Raw genomic sequence first — 16708 nt, 5'->3', positions numbered from 1 at the left:
CCGAGGCCCGGGGCGGCAATGGGGACCATCCGGATCCACTACTGGATCCATCATACGGCGGTGTACCCCGGCAACAGCGGCGTGCAGCGGGTCGTCCGCGCGCTCGGGGCCGCGCTTGCCGGCCGCGCCGATGTCGAGCTGATCCCCGTTCGCTGGTGCCCCCTCCAGGAGGCCATCGTCGAGGCGGAGGCCGGGCTGGTCGAGGGGCTTGCGCAATTCGGCGGGCCGCGCCTTGCCGTCCCGGCCCATGCTGGCCGCCCGCTACACCTGGCGAAGGCCGGATCGCGGGATGGGTCCTGGCTGCTGCTGCCCGAGGTGCCGCATGTCGACCCGGACAGCACGGCCGTGCCCGCCCTCGCCGTGGTCCTCGACTATGCGCGGTACCATGGCCTGCGGCTCGCCGCCCTTTTCTACGACCTGATCCCGCTCAGGGCGCCGGGCTACGAGGCAATGGCCCCCGCCCATGCGGACTACGCCACGGCGCTGGCCGCCTGCGAGGTGATCCTGCCGATCTCATGGACGGCGGGCGACGACCTTCTCGCTTGGTGGCGGGAGCAGGGCTTCGACCGGGCCCGCCTTCCGCCAGTGCGCCCGGTACCACTCGCGGCCGAGATCTGCGGCACGCCGCGGGAGGCAGGCGACGCCGCGGCGCCGGCGGCGGAGGGTCGCCTTCGCCTCCTGGCCCTCGGCACGGTCGAGCCGCGGAAGAACCAGGTCGCCGTGATGGAGGCGCTGAGCCGGCTGCGCCTGCGGCGGCCAGACCTCGATTTCGAACTCGATGTAGTCGGCAGCCTGCATCCCGCCGTGGCGCAGCGGGCGGAGCAGCTCGCTGCGGAATCGGGCGGGGTGATACGCCTGCTCGGCTACCGCCCCGACGAGGAGGTCGGCGCGCTCATGCGGGCCTGCGACGCCACGGTATTCCTCTCCCTCGCCGAGGGCTATGGCCTGCCGGTCGCCGAGAGCCTTTGGCGCGGCCGCCCCTGCCTCTGCTCGGACCGTGGCTCCATGCGCGAGATCGCCGAGGGCGGCGGTTGCCTTGCCATCGATCCGGGCGACCCCGCCGCGATCGAGGATGCCCTGGAGCAACTGGCCTGCGACGCAGCGCTTCGTCATCGCCTCGCTGAGGAGGCCTGCCGCCGCCACCTGCTCGATTGGGCGGACTACGGGGATGCTATCCTCGCGGAACTCCGACAACTGCCCGGGCTCGGCCGCGTCGTCGTGCTCGAGGGCACGGCGCAGGGGGCCGGGCCGCTTGCCGAGGCCTTGCGGGCCGCAGGTGCCGCGGTCAGGCGCCTGCGCTGGCGCCGGGACTCCGCGGCCTGGCTACCCGGCGGCGCTGATGGCAGCGAGGCAGTGGTCGCTCCAGGCGACGGCCAGCTCGGCAACCTCTGGGCCATCTTGCCCATCTCGACGGTCGCCGACCTGGGTGAGGCGATGCGCGGCGAGGTGGAGGCGAGGGCGCTCGGCCTCAAGGTCGCAGCCGTCATCCCGCCAGAGCTGCAGGTGACGGCGCTGGAGCTGCGTGCCCTGGCGACGATGGACCTGCTGCTGTTTTCGACCCCGGCAAGCCGCGATTCGGCGCTGGCCCTCGCGCTGCGGACGCTGCCGCGGACCGCCACCCTGCGCCGGCGCTTCCGCGTGGCGGCGGATGGCGGCGCCATGCTGGCAGAGCTTCACCGGGAGCGCGCGCGGCTCTCGGTGGCCCCGGCGATGCAGCGGCCCCGGCGCCTCTACTACTGGGCCGGGCTCACGGCGACCCAGCCTTTCAACACCGGCGTACAACGGGTGACCCGCGCCCTGGGCGCCGCCCTGCAGCGTGCCGGGGTGGATCTGGTCCCGGTGAAATGGGAGCCCGCAACAGGCGGTCTCGGCCTGCTGACCGCGGAGGAGGCGACGTCGCTCGGCGCCTGGGGCGGGCCCGCGCCGTCCCGGATGGAGGCGCTTCCCGCCGACCTGCGCGGCGAATGGCTGCTGCTGCCCGAGATCGTCGTGCCGACCGTTCCTCCGGGGTCGAACCCGGCCAGGCTCGGCCGGCAGCTCGGCATGCGGGTCGCATCGATCTTCTACGACGCGATCCCGGTGAAGCTGCAGAAAGGCTTCCCGGCCGTGGCGCTTGAGGCGTTCAACCACTACGCCGCGCTCTTCGGCGAAATCGATGTTGCCCTGCCGATCTCCTGGAGCGTCGCCGGCGACCTGCGGCGCTACCTGGCGGAGCGCGGCCTCCCGGTGCCGGCCCTGGTCCCCTGCCCGCTGGCGGGCGACCTGCCCGGCACGGCGCGGCAGCGGGCGCCGCAGGCCACGCCGGCGCCGGGCGAGCCCCTGCGCCTGCTCGCCATCGGGACCTGGGAGCCGCGGAAAAACTACCCGCGCGTCCTGCGGGCGCTGATGGAGGCGCGCCGCTCCTGCCCAGACCGGGAGATCGAGCTCGCGATGGTCGGGCGCCGCGCCGGCTACGAGGCGCTCGACGCCGAAATCGAGCGCCTGGCCGCCGAGGCGGGCGGGGTGACGCTGCACAGCCACTTGTCGGACGAGGAGGTGCTGGCCCTCTACCAGCGCAGCCACGCCACCATCTTCGCCTCCTGGGAGGAGGGCTTCGGCCTGCCGGTGCTGGAGAGCTTCTGGCGCGGCCTGCCCTGCCTCTGCCACGAGGGCTCGTCGCTCGCCGAGGTGGCGCCCGGCGGCGGCGCCCTGGTCGTGGACATGCTCGACGAGGCCGAGATCGCCGGCGGCATCGCCCGGCTGGCCTCGGAGGAGGGGCTGCTGGCGCGGCTCGGGCGGGAGGCGGTATCCCGCCCCATCCGCAACTGGGACGAATATGCAGAGGATGTCGTGCTGGCGCTGGCCCGGACGGGGACCGCTCCGGGCTGGCCGCTCCCGGCCGTGCTCGCGGGGCCGGCGCGCCCGCGTCCGCTGCTGAGCTGCGCCATCACCACCTATAACCGTGCTCATTGGCTGCGCCACAGCTTGCCGCGGCTGATAGAGGCTGCGCGGCCTTATGGCGCGGAGGTCGAGGTCGTCGTCTGCGACAACGCCTCGACCGATGCGACGCCGGAAGTGCTGGCGCCCTATGCGGGCCTGCCGGGCCTGACCCTGCGGCGCAACCCGGCCAATGTCGGCATGCTGGGCAACCTCGGCGAGACCGCCCGGGCCTCCGGCGGCCGCTACATCTGGCTGATCGGCGACGACGACCTGGTGGTCGACGGCGCCATCGGTGCGGTGCTGGAGGGCCTCAGGGCGCATCCCGATGTCGAAATGGCGTACCTGAACTACGCCTACACGAATTTCGACTCCCCCGAAGAGATCGCCGACGCCAGCTCGGTCATCCGCAACGCCAGGCCCATCGGCCATGGCGGCCCCAACCGATACGTCCGCGAGTTGCGGGAGGTCGCGGCCTACAACGAGAACCTCTTCACGGCGATCTATGCCTGCGCCTTCCGCCGCGACCATGCGCTGCGGGCCTACGGGCAGGACACCTCTGGGACACCCTTCTCCTCGTTGCTGACCTGCGTGCCATCCTCGGTCTATGCCCTGGCGGCGCTGGCGGACCGGCCCGCCTGGTGGGTGGGCCAGCCGGCCATCGTCGTCAACATGAACGTCTCCTGGCTGCGCTGGGCACTGATCTGGCACCTGGAGCGCATGCCCGACCTCTTCGATGCCGCCGAGCTCGCCGGAGTGGATCCGGTGCGCGTCGACCGCCACCGGACGAAGCATGCCTGGAATGCCGGCGAGTGGACGCGCATGGCCCTGATGGAGGCGGAGCCCGCGATCCGCGATGGCACCTCGGTGGCGCGGCTGATCGAACGCTGCAAGCACCTGCCGGCCTTTCGCAGCGAGCTCGCCAAGCTCTATGCGGCCTATGCTGCCGCCCGGGAGGCCGGGCGGGCCACCGCCGAGGACGGCCCGCCGGAGGCGCTGTTCGACCGCTACGGAGTCCGTCCTTGAGCATGCTCCTTGACCTCGCCATGCGCCTCCCGCGCCTCCGGCGCCTGCGGGAGGCGCGAGACGCCCTGCTGCAGGAGCGCGACGCGCTGCTGCGCGAGCGCGATGCCGCGGGCGGCTTCGGGCCGGAGGCGGCGGCCGAGCTGGCGCTCTGGCGGAACCGGGCGGTCAGCCGTTTCTTCCACTACACCGCCGTCTTCGACCCGGAAGAGGTGATGCGGCGCCATGCGGCGACCGGCCTCGCGCCGCGGCCCGGCTACCTCACCAATTTCCTCGGCGTGGTCATCGATCCGAAATTCTTCCCGACCATCCTCGACGACCGGGCCGGCACGGTGGAAGGCATCCCGATCCCGGCGAACTGGCATGCCGACATCGCCGAATGGGGCGCCGCGCTCCGCGCCGTCGACCTGGCACGGGGCAGCTTCACGGTCATCGAGCTCGGCTGCGGCTGGGGGTGCTGGCTCAACAACACGGGCGTTGCCGCGCGGCGGGCGGGCCTCAGCGTCCACCTGATCGGCGTCGAGGGAGACCGTGGGCATATCGGCTTTGCCGAGGAGGCGACCACGGCCAACGGCTTCGCCCCGGAGCAGCGCAGCCTGCACCACGGGATCGCCGCCGCGGCCTCCGGCACGGCGCTGTTTCCGCGGCAGCAACACGCGGGGATGTCCTGGGGCCTCGAGCCGGTCTTCGGTGCGACCGAGGCGCAGCGCGAGGCGGCGCTGCGCTCCGGCGATTACGAGGTCCTGCCCATGGTCTCGCTGGCCGAGCTGGCGGCGCCGCACGCCCGGATCGACCTGTTGCACGTCGACATCCAGGGCGGCGAGGCCGACCTCGTCGAGGCCGCGATGCCGCTGCTGCGCGAGAAGGTCGCGTATCTCCTGATCGGCACCCATTCCAGGCCGATCGAGGGCCGCCTCTTCCAGGCCCTGCGTGCGTCGGGCTGGCAACTGGAGATCGAGCGGCCGGCCTTCCCGAACCCGCAGGATCTCGTTGGATCCGTCGCGGTCGACGGCGTGCAGGGGTGGCGGAACCCGGCGCTGCTTCCGTAGCTCCGGGAAACGAGCCTGCTCGCGGCATCGCCCTGATCCTAGGGCGCTGGTGGATGCATGGGTGTGGCAGGGCGCGCGTCACGGCGGCGCCCGGCGACGAACGTGTTCCCATAGGGAGAGTAAGGACAAGAGGACAGGTCGGCGTCGAAGCCGAGCTCTGCCAGCGTGTGGAGGAGGTAGCTCGGCCGGAAGGACAGCGCGAGGGCGCCATCCCGTCGCATGGCGTCCGCCGCCTCCGGAGCCGTATCGAGGCCCCAGGCCGAGGGCCGATCCTCGGCCAGGGGTTCGCCGACGAGGAGCAACCGGCCGCCCGGTGCCAGGAGGACATCCCGCACATGCGCGAGGAATCCGCGGTGGTCCAGGCGCCGGCGCAGGCTTCCATGGCTGAGAACCATGTCGAACCGGCCGCTAACTGCGCCGAGCGGGCCGCCGGCGACCTGGACCGGCAACCCGCCCTCGTTCGCCTGCCGGCGCAGCGCCTCGGCCTCGGTCGGGTCGTCCGTCTGGAGCGTGACCGCGCAGCCGAGCTTCGCCATCAGGAAGGACAGCGGACCTCCGCTCGCTCCCGCTTCCAGGACGCGATGTCCCCGGCGGACCCTGCTTCGCTCCAGCGCGAAGCCCAAGCCTGCGAGGACAGGGCCCGCATGTCGCCCATCGCCAGAGGCGAAGGGCCAAGGCGCGGCTGCCATCCGCTGCGCGAGGGCGGCATCTAGCGGGGCAGGCGCGGGCGGTGCCGCGCGGCCAGACAGGAGGCGGTACTGTTCCAGGACCTGGGCAGCTTCGGCATCGGCCGGCGTCGCGGCCGTTGCCGGCGGAACCGCTTCCGGCATCGTGTGGTCAGCCATTCCGGCCGGCCAGCCGATATACCGTCTTGCCGGCGAGGCGGATCGGGTAGCTTGCCCTCCAGGATGTCGACCGCCGCATCGCGGCGACCTGCGCCTCCAGGTTGGCTATCTGCACCTCCAGGTTCGAGACTTCAGCGCTGCGATCCGGTGCCGCTACCGCTACCGGTGCCGGTGCCGGTGCCAGGGCGGTTGCAGCTTCAAGCTCGGCCAAGCGCGCCTCGGCCGCCTCCTCCCGGCGCAGCGCGGACGCCTCCGCCTCGCGGGCTCGTTGCAACTCTGCCTCAAGCACGTTCCGTGCTTCCGCTACACTGGCCTGGACGGCGTCCTCTTGCCGTCGGACGGCGGCCAAGGCTTCGCGGCGAGCCTCCTCGGCATCCGCTTCTCGCTGTCGGACGGCGGCCAAGGCTTCGCGGCGAGCCTCCTCGGCATCCGCTTCTCGCCGTCGGACGGCGGCAAAGGCTTCGCTGCGAGCCTCCTCGGCATCCGCTCCGAGAGCGTCGGCCCGGGCTTCGGCGGCAGACAGCTTCGCCGCAAGCGCCTCCGCGCGGCCGATGGCATCCTGCTCGCGTGCATGGCGCCAGCCGTCCAGCACATTGGCCGGCGCCGCGAGTCGTGGCAGGAGCAGCGCGGCATCCTCCTCCCGCACGTAGAAGCGGTTCAGCCCGTCGAAAAGCGCGAAGCGGTAGCGGTGTGCGAGGAGGGCTGGCTCCCAGGCCTCATGCGTCGGACGCCCGGTGTCGTCGACCGCCTCGACCAAGACGACCCTTGGTCGGTGCCGGTCCCAGTCGGCCGAGGCAAGGACCTCCGTCTCCCAGCCTTCGACGTCGACTTTGAGAAACGCGACTTCGCCGTCTTCGGGGCCATAGCAGTCGATGATGTCCGGCAGCGTGAAGACCGGGACCTGCGCTCCTTCCGCCTGGCCGGCCCGGATACGGGCGAGGCCGGGGTCCAGCGTACCGTGGCCGCGGATTCCGGTCGGCTGGAAGGTTGCGCGGCCGCGCGTCCGCCCAATGGCTGCGCAAATATTCGCATCGCGCGGGCGGGCCTCGGCCAGCGCGGCGTGCAGCACCTCGTCCGGCTCCACGTTGATACCTCGCCAGCCTTGCTCGTAGAAATGCAGCGTGACGCTGTCCTCGGTCGGGTGGCAGGCGCCGATATCGACATAGAATCCCGGGCCTGTCAGGTCCCGGAATGCGCGGCGAAGCACCACGTCCTCACCATTCTGGGCATGAGATACGAAGATGTCGACCGACAAGCCGGGCACTCCCGCTGCAGGATGAAGATCGCATGCCTTGGGGCCGGCACGACCAGACCGTGGTAGCGAGGTATCAGGGGGTAGCGCAAGGTGGTGGCTGCGGCCGGCCCCGTCTCAGGACTGCGCAGCGGACTGCTTACCACCACCGCCTTGGGATCCTGAACGGCAGCATCATCTGGATCGGCAGCGCCGCGAACCGGTCGAGCATCAGGCTCTCATGCACCGCCGTCGCCCGCTCGCCGCAGAGCTGCGTCTCGACGACGGAGCGCGCATAGAAGGGCGCATCCTCCAGCACCTGCACGACGCGCGGCGCATGCCCCGCATCCACCCCCGTCGGCCTGCGGATGCCCCAGCGCGTCCGCGGCAGCAGGGCAGGGGAGGGCACCGCCATCTCGCGCACCTGCGCCGCCGCATCGACGCGGAGCGCGAGCGACTGCCGCGTCCCGTCCCGCCGCTCCGCGTTGTAGAGGATCGCCGCCCCCTCACTGAGCGGCGCCCGGCACCAGTCCCATTCGACGAAGTCGCGCTCCAGCGGCGCATCGCCGTCATTGGTGTCGAAATACGCCGCGCCCGACCAGGCGAGCCCCGGCTTCTCGAACGCGACCTCCGCCCGCCCCACCGCCGCGATCGGCTGCCAGCGATGCCGCCCCGCCGCATCCAGCAGGAAACGCCGCGGATTGATCCCCGCCGGCCTGACGCGCACCACGCCCCGCAGCCGCGAGGGGATCGGCGCCGTCACCTCCTCGATGCGGATGGTCAGCACCTCGCCATCCCAGTCCAGCGCGCTCGGCCCGAGCTGCAGCGTCGTCGCACTCCGCCGCACGGAATCGCGCCCGCGCTCTGTCATCGCCCAGCGCCGCGGCGCGCCGTAGAGCGCGACATTCAGCCCCGAATGATGCAGCGGATCCGCCGCCCCCCGCCGCCGCGCCATCGCGTAGTACGGAGAGAAGACGCTGCCGAGGAAGGCGATGATCGTCAGCCCGTGCCGGCCATCGTCGCTTAGCGCGTCGACATACCACCAGGCATAGCCGTCCGGCGCGACCGCACGGTCGAATCCAGGTGCCCAAGCAGCTGCGCCGCCGCCAGCCGCCCCGACATCGCCGCCATCGGCACGCCCGGCCCCGGATGCACGCTCCCCCCCGCCAGGTAGAGGCCCGGCAGCCGCGTCACCGCCCCCGGTCGCCCGAAGCTGCTCGCCCAGCCATGCAACGCCCGGCCGTAGAGCGCACCCCCCGTCGCCGGGAACAGCCGCTCGAAGCCGAGCGGCGTGGTCAGCACCGTCGCCTCCGGCCGCCGTTCCACCTGCAACCCGCAGCGCCGCAGCAGGTCGAAGCTGTTCCTCTCGCATGATGCGGTCTCCTCGGCGGTGAAGGCGCGCCGGTCGCCGAGCGCCGGCGCATTGGTCAGCACGAGCAGCCGCTCCGGCCCATCGGGCCCGGCCCCCGCATCGTCGCGGTCCTGCGCGCAGACATAGACGGTGGGCGCCGAGGGCAGCTGCCCGCGCCCGAAGATGTCGCGGAACTCCGCCGCGTAGTCGCGCGAGAAGAACACCGTGTGCCGCGCCAGCGGAAAACCCGAAGCCCTGGCCTCCAGGCACCAGGTCATCGCCGACAGGCTCCGCTCCGCCGCCGGCCTCTCGACCGCGCCCTGCGCCGCCGCTCCGAGCAATCCGCCCGCCAACGCACCCAGATCGGCATTGGCGATGACCGCCTCCGCCCCGATCCGCTCGCCGCTCCGCAGCACGACGCCCGACACCCGCCCGCCCTGCGCCTCGATCTCCCGCACCTCGGCGCCGTAGCGGAACCGCGCCCCCCTGGCCTCCGCCAGCCCCGCCAGCGCCAGCGCCAGGCGATGCATCCCGCCATCGACCAGCCAAACCCCAGCCTGCTCCACATGCGCGACGAGCATCAATGTGGCCGGCGCCTGGAAAGGCGATGAGCCGCAATAGGTCGCATACCGCCCGAAGAGCTGGCGCAGCCGCGCATCGCGGAAATGCTTCCCCAGCTCCTTCCAGAGCGTGGCGAAGGGCGAGACGCCCCACATGTCGGAGAGCCCGCGCAGCCCCGCCCCCGCCGCCAGCGACAGGGGCGTCGGACGCGCCGCCCGGATGAACGGCCCCTCCAGCGTCCGGTAGATCTTCTGCGCCCGCTCGCAGAAGTCGCGATACCCGCGCGCCTCCGCCGCCCCCGCGAACCGCCCGATCGCATCGGCCGATGCCCCGATATCGGCGAACAGGTCGAGCCTCTCCCGCTCGCCCCAGGCATGCCGCGCCAGCACCGAGACCGGCCGCAGCCCGACATGCTCATCGAGCGAGGCCCCCGCCTCGGCGAAGAGCTCCTCGAAGACCCAGCGCATGGTGAAGACCGTTGGCCCGCCATCGATGCGCGCATCGCCCACGGCGACCTCCCGCATCTTCCCGCCCGGTGCCGCCCCCCGCTCGAGCACGGTGACGTCGAGCCCCCGCGCCGCCAGCACGACGGCGGCCGCCAGCCCGGCGATCCCGGCCCCGATCACCACCACTCGCGCATCAGCTGGATTAGTCGTTGACGCCATTGTCCATTAAAGATGACACTTCCTACTGACAATCAAGCCTTACAATCAAGGCAGGGGAGGTCGCCATGGACGCCGTGACGCGGATCGAACGAGCCCTCAACGCTGCCATCGCCCTCGCCGAAGGCCCCGGCAGCCCGCCGCGCCTTGCCGAAGCCATGCGCTACGCCGTCTTCCCCCGCGGCGCCCGCCTCCGCCCGCGCCTCGTCCTCGCCGTCGCCGGCGCGGTCGGCGACGACCAGCCCGGCCTCGCGGAGTCCGCCGGCGCCGCCATCGAACTCCTGCACTGCGCCTCCCTCGTGCATGACGACCTGCCCTGCTTCGACGACGCCGCCACCCGCCGCGGCAAGCCGAGCCTGCACCGCGCCTTCGACGAACCTCTGGCAGTGCTGGCCGGCGATGCCCTTATCGTCCTCGCCTTCCAGCTGATGGCCCGCGCCGCCGCCGCCGCGCCGCAGCGCCTCGGCCCCCTGATGCTGACCATCGGCGATTCGGTCGGCATGCCGACGGGCATCGTCGCCGGCCAGGGCTGGGAAAGCGAGCCCCGCTGCGACCTCACCGAATACCAGCGGCAGAAGACCGGCTCCCTCTTCGCCGCCGCCACCGCCGCGGGCGCCGCCGCCGCGGGCGCCGACCCGGACGCGTGGCGCCTCCTCGGCGACCGCCTCGGCGAAGCCTACCAGGTCGCCGACGACATCCGCGATGCCGTTTCCGACGAGGAGGAACTCGGTAAGCCCATCGGCCAGGACGCTGCCCACCACCGCCCGAGCGCCGTCCTCCAGCTGGGCCTCCCCGGCGCCATCGCCCGCCTCGAATCCCTCGCCGCCGATGCCGCCGCCGCCATCCCGCCCTGCCCGGGCGCCGAGGGCCTCCGCGCCGTCATCCTGCTGGAGACGCAGCGCCTGCTGCCGCGCAGCCTCGCGGTGCGGGCCGCATAGCCCGCATGTCCGGCGCCATGGTCCGCCCCGCCGGCTTGCTGGACCGTGCGCGCGACACCTACGATCGCATCCTCGCCAGCCCGCGCTTCCGCAGCCTGGCGGCGCGCTTCCCGCTGACGCGCCCGGTCGCGCGCCGCCGCGTCCGCGCGCTCTTCGATCTCTGCGCCGGCTTCGTCTATTCGCAGGTGCTGCTCGCCTGCGTCCGCCTCCGCCTGTTCGAGATCCTGCGCGACGGGCCGGAGGAGGAGGCGTGCCTCGCCGCCCGCCTCGCCTTGCCGCCCGAGGCCGCCGCCCGGCTCTTCGCCGCCGCCGCCTCGCTCGGCCTGCTGGCGCGGCGCGGCGGCGGCCGCTGGGGCCTCGGCCCCCTCGGCGCCGCCATGGTGGACAACCCGGGCGTCACGGCGATGGTGGAGCACCACGCCCTCGTCTACGGCGACCTCGCCGACCCGGTCGCGCTGCTGCGCCGCCCGCGCGGCGGCAACCACCTCTCCGGCTACTGGCCCTACGCCGGGACGGCGGCGCCCGCCAGCCTCCGCCCTGAGCAGGTCGCCGCCTACACCGACCTGATGGCCGCCTCCCAGCCCATCATCGCGGAAGAGGTCCTGGCTGCCCTCCCGCTCCGCCGCCACCGCTGCCTGCTCGATGTCGGCGGCGGCGACGGCTCCTTCCTCCGCGCGGCCGGCACGCGCCACCCGCATCTGCGCCTGATGCTTTTCGACCTCCCCGCCGTCGCCGAGCGCGCCCGCCCCCGCTTCGCCGCCGCCGGCATGGCTGACCGCGCGAGCCTGCACGGCGGCGACGTCACCACCGACGCGCTTCCGCAAGGCGCCGACATCCTCAGCCTGGTCCGCGTCATCCACGACCATGACGACGACCGGGCGCTCGCCATCCTCCGTGCCGCCCGTGCCGCCCTGCCCCCCGGCGGCACGCTGCTGCTCGCCGAGCCGATGGCCGCCACCCGCGGCGCCGAGCCGATCGGCGAGGCCTATTTCGGCTTCTACCTCCTCGCCATGGGCACCGGCCGCGCCCGCACGCCCGCCGAGCTGTCCGTCCTGCTCCGCCAAGCCGGCTTCACCGCGCCTCGCCTGCGCCCGACCCGCACGCCGCTGCTCGTTCGGGTGATGACAGCCGAAGTTGTCGTTAATCCTTGACACCTACTAGTGTCAGTCTAAGCTGACACCAATCAGAAGAGGGAGGGCTGACGATGGACACCATGGCAGTCCTGCTGCAGGAACCGGAGCAACTGATGCTCCGCCGCCTCGACCTCACCCCGCCCGGCGCGGAGGATGTCGTCGTCGACGTCGAATGGAGTGGCATCAGCACCGGCACGGAGCGCCTGCTCTGGAGCGGACAGATGCCAAGCTTCCCCGGCATGGGCTATCCGCTGGTCCCCGGCTATGAGTCGGTCGGCCGCATCGCGCAGGCCGGCCCGCTCTCGGGCCGCACGCCCGGCCAGCGCGTCTTCGTCCCCGGCGCCCGCTGCTTCGGCCCGGTGCGCGGCTTGTTCGGCGGCGCCGCCCGCCGCCTGGTCGTCGCCGGCGAGAAAACTGTCCTCGCCGCCTCCTCCCTCCGCGAGAATGCGGTGCTGCTGGCCCTCGCCGCCACTGCCCATCATGCAACCGCCGGCGCAGCGCAGCCCGAGCTGATCGTCGGCCACGGCGTCCTCGGCCGCCTGCTCGCCCGCCTCGCGCTTGCCGCCGGCGCCGCCCCGCCCACCGTTTGGGAGAGCAGCCCCGCCCGCCGCTCCGGCGCTGAGGGCTACCCCGTCCTCGACCCGTCAGCGGACCCGCGGCGCGACTACCGCAGCATCGTCGATGTCAGCGGCGACAGTGCCCTGCTCGACACGCTGATCGCCCGCCTCGCCCCGGGCGGCGAGATCGTGCTGGCCGGCTTCTACGCCGCACCGCTCTCCTTCGCCTTCCCGCCCGCCTTCATGCGCGAGGCGCGAATCCGAATCGCCGCCGAGTGGCGCGCCCCGGACCTCGCCGCGGTGACCGCGCTGATCGGGTCCGGTCGCCTCTCCCTCGACGGCCTCATCACCCATCGGGAGGCCGCGCCGCAGGCCGCCTCCGCCTACCGCACCGCCTTCACCGATGCGTCCTGCCTCAAGATGGTCCTGGATTGGAGCGAGTGTTCATGAACGCATCCGTCGGCAAGCCCAACTCGGCCACCCCGCAGGCAAGCATGCAGGACGCGCTCCGCGCCGAGGCCGCGCAGGAGCCGGACGCCCCGCACACGGGCCCGGTGAAGCGCGAGACGCAGATCATCGCCATCTACGGCAAGGGCGGCATCGGCAAGTCCTTCACCCTGGCGAATCTCTCATACATGATGGCGCAGCAGGGCAAGCGCGTGCTGCTCATCGGCTGCGACCCGAAGAGCGACACCACCAGCCTGCTCTTCGGCGGCCGCGCCTGCCCCACCATCATCGAGACCTCGTCGAAGAAGAAGCTGGCCGGCGAGGCCGTGCAGATCGGCGATGTCTGCTTCAAGCGCGACGGCGTCTACGCCATGGAGCTCGGCGGGCCGGAGGTCGGCCGCGGCTGCGGCGGACGGGGGATCATCCACGGCTTCGAGCTGCTGGAGAAGCTCGGCTTCCACCAGTGGGATTTCGACTACGTCCTGCTCGACTTCCTCGGCGACGTGGTCTGCGGCGGCTTCGGCCTGCCGATCGCCCGCGACATGTGCCAGAAGGTCATCGTCGTCGGCTCCAACGACCTGCAGAGCCTCTACGTCGCCAACAACGTCTGCTCGGCGGTGGACTACTTCCGCCGCCTCGGCGGCAATGTCGGCGTCGCCGGCCTTGTCATCAACAAGGATGACGGCACCGGCGAGGCCCAGGCCTTCGCGGACGCCGTCGGCATCCCCGTCCTCTCGGCCATCCCCGCCGATGATGACATCCGCCGCAAGTCCGCCAATTACGAGATCGTCGGCATGCCCGGCAGCCCCTGGGCCTCGGTCTTCGAGACGCTGGCCGAGCAGGTGGCGACGGCCCCACCCGTCCGCCCCAGCCCGCTCACGCACGAGAACCTGCTCGGCCTCTTCAAGGGCGATGCGGTCGGCCGCGGCGTGGTGCTGAACCCGGCGACGATGGAGGACATGTGCGGCTCGGCCCTGGTCGAGAAGCCCTCCCTCGAAGTCGTCTACGAGGGCAGCTGAGCATGGCCGAGGGCGCATCCTGCCACGGCGGCCGCGAGACGATGCAGGCGGCCGCCCGCGCCGCCGGCAAGTCGGATGCGCTCGACCGGCTGATGGCCGACTACCCGCGCGGCCCGCACGACCAGCCGCAGAGCATGTGCCCCGCCTTCGGCTCGCTCCGCGTCGGGCTTCGCATGCGCCGCGTGGCGACGATCCTTTCGGGCAGCGCCTGCTGCGTCTACGGCCTCACCTTCACCAGCCATTTCTACGGCGCCCGCCGCAGTGTCGGCTACGTGCCCTTCAATTCCGAGACGCTGGTCACCGGCAAGCTCTTCGAGGACATCCGCGAGGCCGTCCACGCCACCGCGAAGCCCGACGAGCTGGACGCCATCATCGTCATCAACCTCTGCGTCCCCACCGCCTCCGGCGTGCCGCTCGACCTGCTGCCGAAGCAGATCGACGGTGTCCGCGTCATCGGCATCGACGTGCCCGGCTTCGGCGTCCCGACCCATGCCGAGGCGAAGGACGTCCTCGCCGGCGCCATGCTCCGCTACGCCCGCCACGAGGCCGAGGCCGGCCCCGTCGCCCGCCCCGCTTCGCTGGTCGATGGCAAGCCGACCGTCGCGCTGATCGGCGAGCTCTTCCCCGCCGACCCCATGGGCATCGCCGCGCTGCTGGCGCCGATGGGCCTCGCCGTCGCCCCGCAGACGCCCGCCCGCGAATGGCGCGACCTCTACGCCGCCCTCGACTGCGAGGTCGCCGCCGCCACCCACCCCTTCTACACCGCGAGCATCCGCGAATTCGTCGCCGCCGGCCGCCCCATCGTCGGCTCCGGCCCCGTCGGCCTCGACGGCACCGAGGCCTGGCTGCAGGGCATCGGCCGCGCCGCCGGCCTGCCGCAATCCCGCATCGACATCGCCAAGGCCAAGGCCCTGCCAGCCATCCAGGCCGCGCTCGCCGCCGCGCCGATCTGCGCCCGCATCACCGTCTCCGGCTACGAAGGCTCCGAGTTGCTGGTCGCCCGCCTGCTGACCGAAGCCGGCGCCGAGGTGCCCTATGTAGGCACCGCCTGCCCGCGCACCGAATGGTCCGAGGCCGACCGCGCCTGGCTCGCCGCCCACGGCACCCATGTCCAGTACCGCGCCAGCCTCGAGCAGGACATGGCGGCGATGACGGAAGTCAGGCCCGACCTCGCCCTCGGCACCACGCCGCTGGTGCAGAAGGCGAAGGAGATGGGCATCCCCGCCCTCTACTTCACCAACATGGTCTCCGCCCGGCCCTTGTTCGGTCCCGCCGGCGCCGGCTCCATGGCCGCGATCGTCGCCGCGCAGACGCGGGGGAGGGAGCGCTTCTCCCGCATGGTCTCCTTCTTCGAGGGCGTCGGCACGCCCGACCGCGCCGGCTACGGCTTCCGCGGCAAGCCGGAGGAGCCCGCCGGCTTCCGCGACCGCCAGCGCAAGCTGCGCGCCGCCAAGCTCAAGGCCGACGAAGCGGTGGGGAGCTAGCACAATGCTCGTCCTCGACCACGACCGCGCCGGCGGCTACTGGGGCGCCGTCTATGCCTTCAGCGCCGTGCGCGGGCTGCGCACCGTGATCGACGGCCCGGTCGGCTGCGAGAACCTGCCCGTCACCGCCGTCCTCCACTACACCGACGCCCTGCCGCCGCACGAGTTGCCCGTGGTCGTCACCGGCCTCGACGAGGAGGCGTTGTCCCAGACCGGCACCGAAGGCCCGATGAAGCGCGCCGCCGCCACCGGCGATGCCGACCTCCCCGCCGTCGTCGTCACCGGCAGCATCGCCGAGATGATCGGCGGCGGCGTGACGCCCGAGGGCAGCAACCTCCGCCGCTTCATCCCCCGCACCATCGACGAGGACCAGTGGCAGGCCGCCGACCGCGCCATCAACTGGCTCTGGACCGAGTTCGGCGCAAAGAAGGTCCGCGCCCGCAAGCGCGCCGAGGGCAGCCCGCCCCGCGTCAACCTCATCGGCCCGATCTACGGCACCTTCAACATGCCCTCCGACCTCGCCGAGATCCGGCGCCTGGTCGAGGGGATCGGATGCGAGATCAACCTCGTCTTCCCGCTCGGCAGCCATGTCGACGACATCGCCCGCCTGCCGGATGCGGACGTCAACATCTGCCTCTACCGCGAGTTCGGCCGCAAGCTCTGCGAGACGCTGGAGCGGCCCTACCTGATGGCCCCCATCGGCCTCTTCGCCACGACCAATTTCCTGCGCAAGCTCGGCGAGCTGACCGGCCTCGACCCGGAGCCCTTCATCGAGCGCGAGAAGCACACCACGATCAAGCCGATCTGGGACCTCTGGCGCAGCGTGACGCAGGATTTCTACGCGACGGCCAGCTTCGCCATCGTCGCCACCGAGACCTATGTTCGCGGCCTCCGCCGCTTCCTCGAGGAGGAGATGGGCATCCCCTGCGCCTTCTCCTTCGCCCGCCAGCCGGGGATGAAAACCGACAACGCCGCCGTCCGCATGGCGGTCCACAAGACGCCGCACCTCGTCCTCTTCGGCTCCTACAACGAGCGGATGTACGCCGCCGAGGCCAAGGCCCGCAGCACCTACATCCCGGCGAGCTTTCCGGGCGCGATCATCCGCCGCGCCACCGGCACGCCCTTCATGGGCTATGCCGGTGCGACCTACCTCATCCAGGAATACTGCAACGCGCTGTTCGACGCGCTCTTCCACATCCTCCCCCTCGGGACGGACCTCGACCGCGTCGCCGCCACCCCCGCCCGCCCCGCCGAGCGCTGGGAGCCGGAGGCGCAGTCGCTGCTCGAGGCGCATCTCGAGACCGAGCCCTTCCTGCTCCGCATCTCGGCGGCCAAGCGCCTCCGCGACCGCGCCGAGCGCGACGCCCGCGAGGCCGCCGAGCCGGTGGTGACCGCCACCCGCATCGCCCGCCTCATCCAGGAATTAGCGGAGGGCCGCGTCGCATGACCGCCTCCGGCCCATCGCCGCGCGCCCAGACAGCGCGGCCTTCCC

General features: G+C 72.3%; 12 protein-coding genes. 8 read left to right on the top strand and 4 right to left on the bottom strand.

Annotated features, from left to right (window positions below; translation table 11 throughout):
* Positions 1-18: 18 nt before the first annotated feature.
* Both JMJ56_RS13895 and JMJ56_RS13890 read left to right on the top strand, forming a co-directional pair.
* A complete protein-coding gene (locus tag JMJ56_RS13895) occupies positions 19-3942 on the top strand; it encodes a glycosyltransferase (protein ID WP_202832360.1) in 3924 nt (1307 codons plus the stop codon).
* Positions 3939-4988: a class I SAM-dependent methyltransferase gene (locus tag JMJ56_RS13890; protein ID WP_202832359.1), complete on the top strand. Its 1050-nt coding sequence runs from the start codon at positions 3939-3941 to the stop codon at positions 4986-4988. The genes JMJ56_RS13895 and JMJ56_RS13890 overlap by 4 nt, the downstream gene beginning before the upstream one ends.
* Before the next feature lie 38 nt (positions 4989-5026).
* Here JMJ56_RS13890 and JMJ56_RS13885 read toward each other — a convergent pair whose 3' ends face one another.
* From JMJ56_RS13885 to crtD, 4 genes are all read right to left on the bottom strand, one after another.
* Positions 5027-5818: a class I SAM-dependent methyltransferase gene (locus JMJ56_RS13885; RefSeq protein ID WP_202832358.1), complete on the bottom strand. Its 792-nt coding sequence runs from the start codon at positions 5816-5818 to the stop codon at positions 5027-5029.
* A 7-nt stretch (positions 5819-5825) separates the two neighbouring features.
* Entirely contained in the window at positions 5826-7088 is a 1263-nt protein-coding gene (locus JMJ56_RS13880; protein ID WP_202832357.1) for an FkbM family methyltransferase, read from the bottom strand.
* 136 nt (positions 7089-7224) lie between these two features.
* Entirely contained in the window at positions 7225-8019 is a 795-nt protein-coding gene (locus JMJ56_RS13875) for a carotenoid 1,2-hydratase (RefSeq protein WP_202832356.1), read from the bottom strand.
* Positions 8020-8087: 68 nt separating this feature from the next.
* Positions 8088-9641, bottom strand: a complete 1554-nt coding sequence (gene crtD, locus JMJ56_RS13870; protein WP_202832355.1) for a 1-hydroxycarotenoid 3,4-desaturase CrtD — start codon at positions 9639-9641, stop codon at positions 8088-8090.
* 65 nt (positions 9642-9706) lie between these two features.
* Here crtD and JMJ56_RS13865 point away from each other — a divergent pair, with 65 nt between their 5' ends.
* Genes JMJ56_RS13865 through bchZ form a run of 6 tightly spaced genes read left to right on the top strand, consistent with a single transcriptional unit; the run spans position 9707 to position 16663 of the window.
* Positions 9707-10576: a polyprenyl synthetase family protein gene (locus JMJ56_RS13865; RefSeq protein ID WP_202832354.1), complete on the top strand. Its 870-nt coding sequence runs from the start codon at positions 9707-9709 to the stop codon at positions 10574-10576.
* A gap of 5 nt (positions 10577-10581) precedes the next feature.
* Positions 10582-11727, top strand: coding sequence for a methyltransferase (locus JMJ56_RS13860; protein WP_202832353.1), 1146 nt, complete (start codon positions 10582-10584; stop codon positions 11725-11727).
* 53 nt (positions 11728-11780) lie between these two features.
* Positions 11781-12716, top strand: a complete 936-nt coding sequence (gene bchC, locus JMJ56_RS13855) for a chlorophyll synthesis pathway protein BchC (protein WP_202832352.1) — start codon at positions 11781-11783, stop codon at positions 12714-12716.
* On the top strand, positions 12713-13732 hold the full coding sequence (locus tag JMJ56_RS13850; RefSeq protein WP_236037742.1) for a chlorophyllide a reductase iron protein subunit X: 1020 nt from the start codon (positions 12713-12715) through the stop codon (positions 13730-13732). The genes bchC and JMJ56_RS13850 overlap by 4 nt, the downstream gene beginning before the upstream one ends.
* Positions 13733-13734: 2 nt before the next feature.
* The gene (bchY, locus tag JMJ56_RS13845; RefSeq protein ID WP_202832351.1) at positions 13735-15216 is read left to right on the top strand and encodes a chlorophyllide a reductase subunit Y; all 1482 of its coding nucleotides are present in this window, start codon (positions 13735-13737) and stop codon (positions 15214-15216) included.
* Between the two features lie 4 nt (positions 15217-15220).
* Positions 15221-16663, top strand: coding sequence for a chlorophyllide a reductase subunit Z (gene bchZ / locus JMJ56_RS13840; protein WP_202832350.1), 1443 nt, complete (start codon positions 15221-15223; stop codon positions 16661-16663).
* Positions 16664-16708: the final 45 nt, after the last annotated feature.

Origin of the sequence: Belnapia arida (genome assembly GCF_016773205.1) — a bacterium.
GTDB classification, from domain to species: Bacteria; Pseudomonadota; Alphaproteobacteria; order Acetobacterales; family Acetobacteraceae; genus Belnapia; species Belnapia arida.
Note: the sequence above shows the minus strand (reverse complement) of the source record. Positions and strands in the feature narration are given on the sequence as shown.

What these genes read in the sequence shown, in the direction of transcription:
- JMJ56_RS13895 (WP_202832360.1), top strand. Translation starts at nt 19, where the DNA reads ATGGGGACCATCCGGATCCACTACTGGATCCATCATACGGCGGTGTAC.
- JMJ56_RS13885 (WP_202832358.1), bottom strand. Translation starts at nt 5,818, where the DNA reads ATGCCGGAAGCGGTTCCGCCGGCAACGGCCGCGACGCCGGCCGATGCC.
- JMJ56_RS13875 (WP_202832356.1), bottom strand. Translation starts at nt 8,019, where the DNA reads ATGGCGCGGCGGCGGGGGGCGGCGGATCCGCTGCATCATTCGGGGCTG.
- crtD (WP_202832355.1), bottom strand. Translation starts at nt 9,641, where the DNA reads ATGGCGTCAACGACTAATCCAGCTGATGCGCGAGTGGTGGTGATCGGG.
- JMJ56_RS13865 (WP_202832354.1), top strand. Translation starts at nt 9,707, where the DNA reads ATGGACGCCGTGACGCGGATCGAACGAGCCCTCAACGCTGCCATCGCC.
- JMJ56_RS13860 (WP_202832353.1), top strand. Translation starts at nt 10,582, where the DNA reads ATGTCCGGCGCCATGGTCCGCCCCGCCGGCTTGCTGGACCGTGCGCGC.
- bchC (WP_202832352.1), top strand. Translation starts at nt 11,781, where the DNA reads ATGGACACCATGGCAGTCCTGCTGCAGGAACCGGAGCAACTGATGCTC.
- JMJ56_RS13850 (WP_236037742.1), top strand. Translation starts at nt 12,713, where the DNA reads ATGAACGCATCCGTCGGCAAGCCCAACTCGGCCACCCCGCAGGCAAGC.
- bchY (WP_202832351.1), top strand. Translation starts at nt 13,735, where the DNA reads ATGGCCGAGGGCGCATCCTGCCACGGCGGCCGCGAGACGATGCAGGCG.
- bchZ (WP_202832350.1), top strand. Translation starts at nt 15,221, where the DNA reads ATGCTCGTCCTCGACCACGACCGCGCCGGCGGCTACTGGGGCGCCGTC.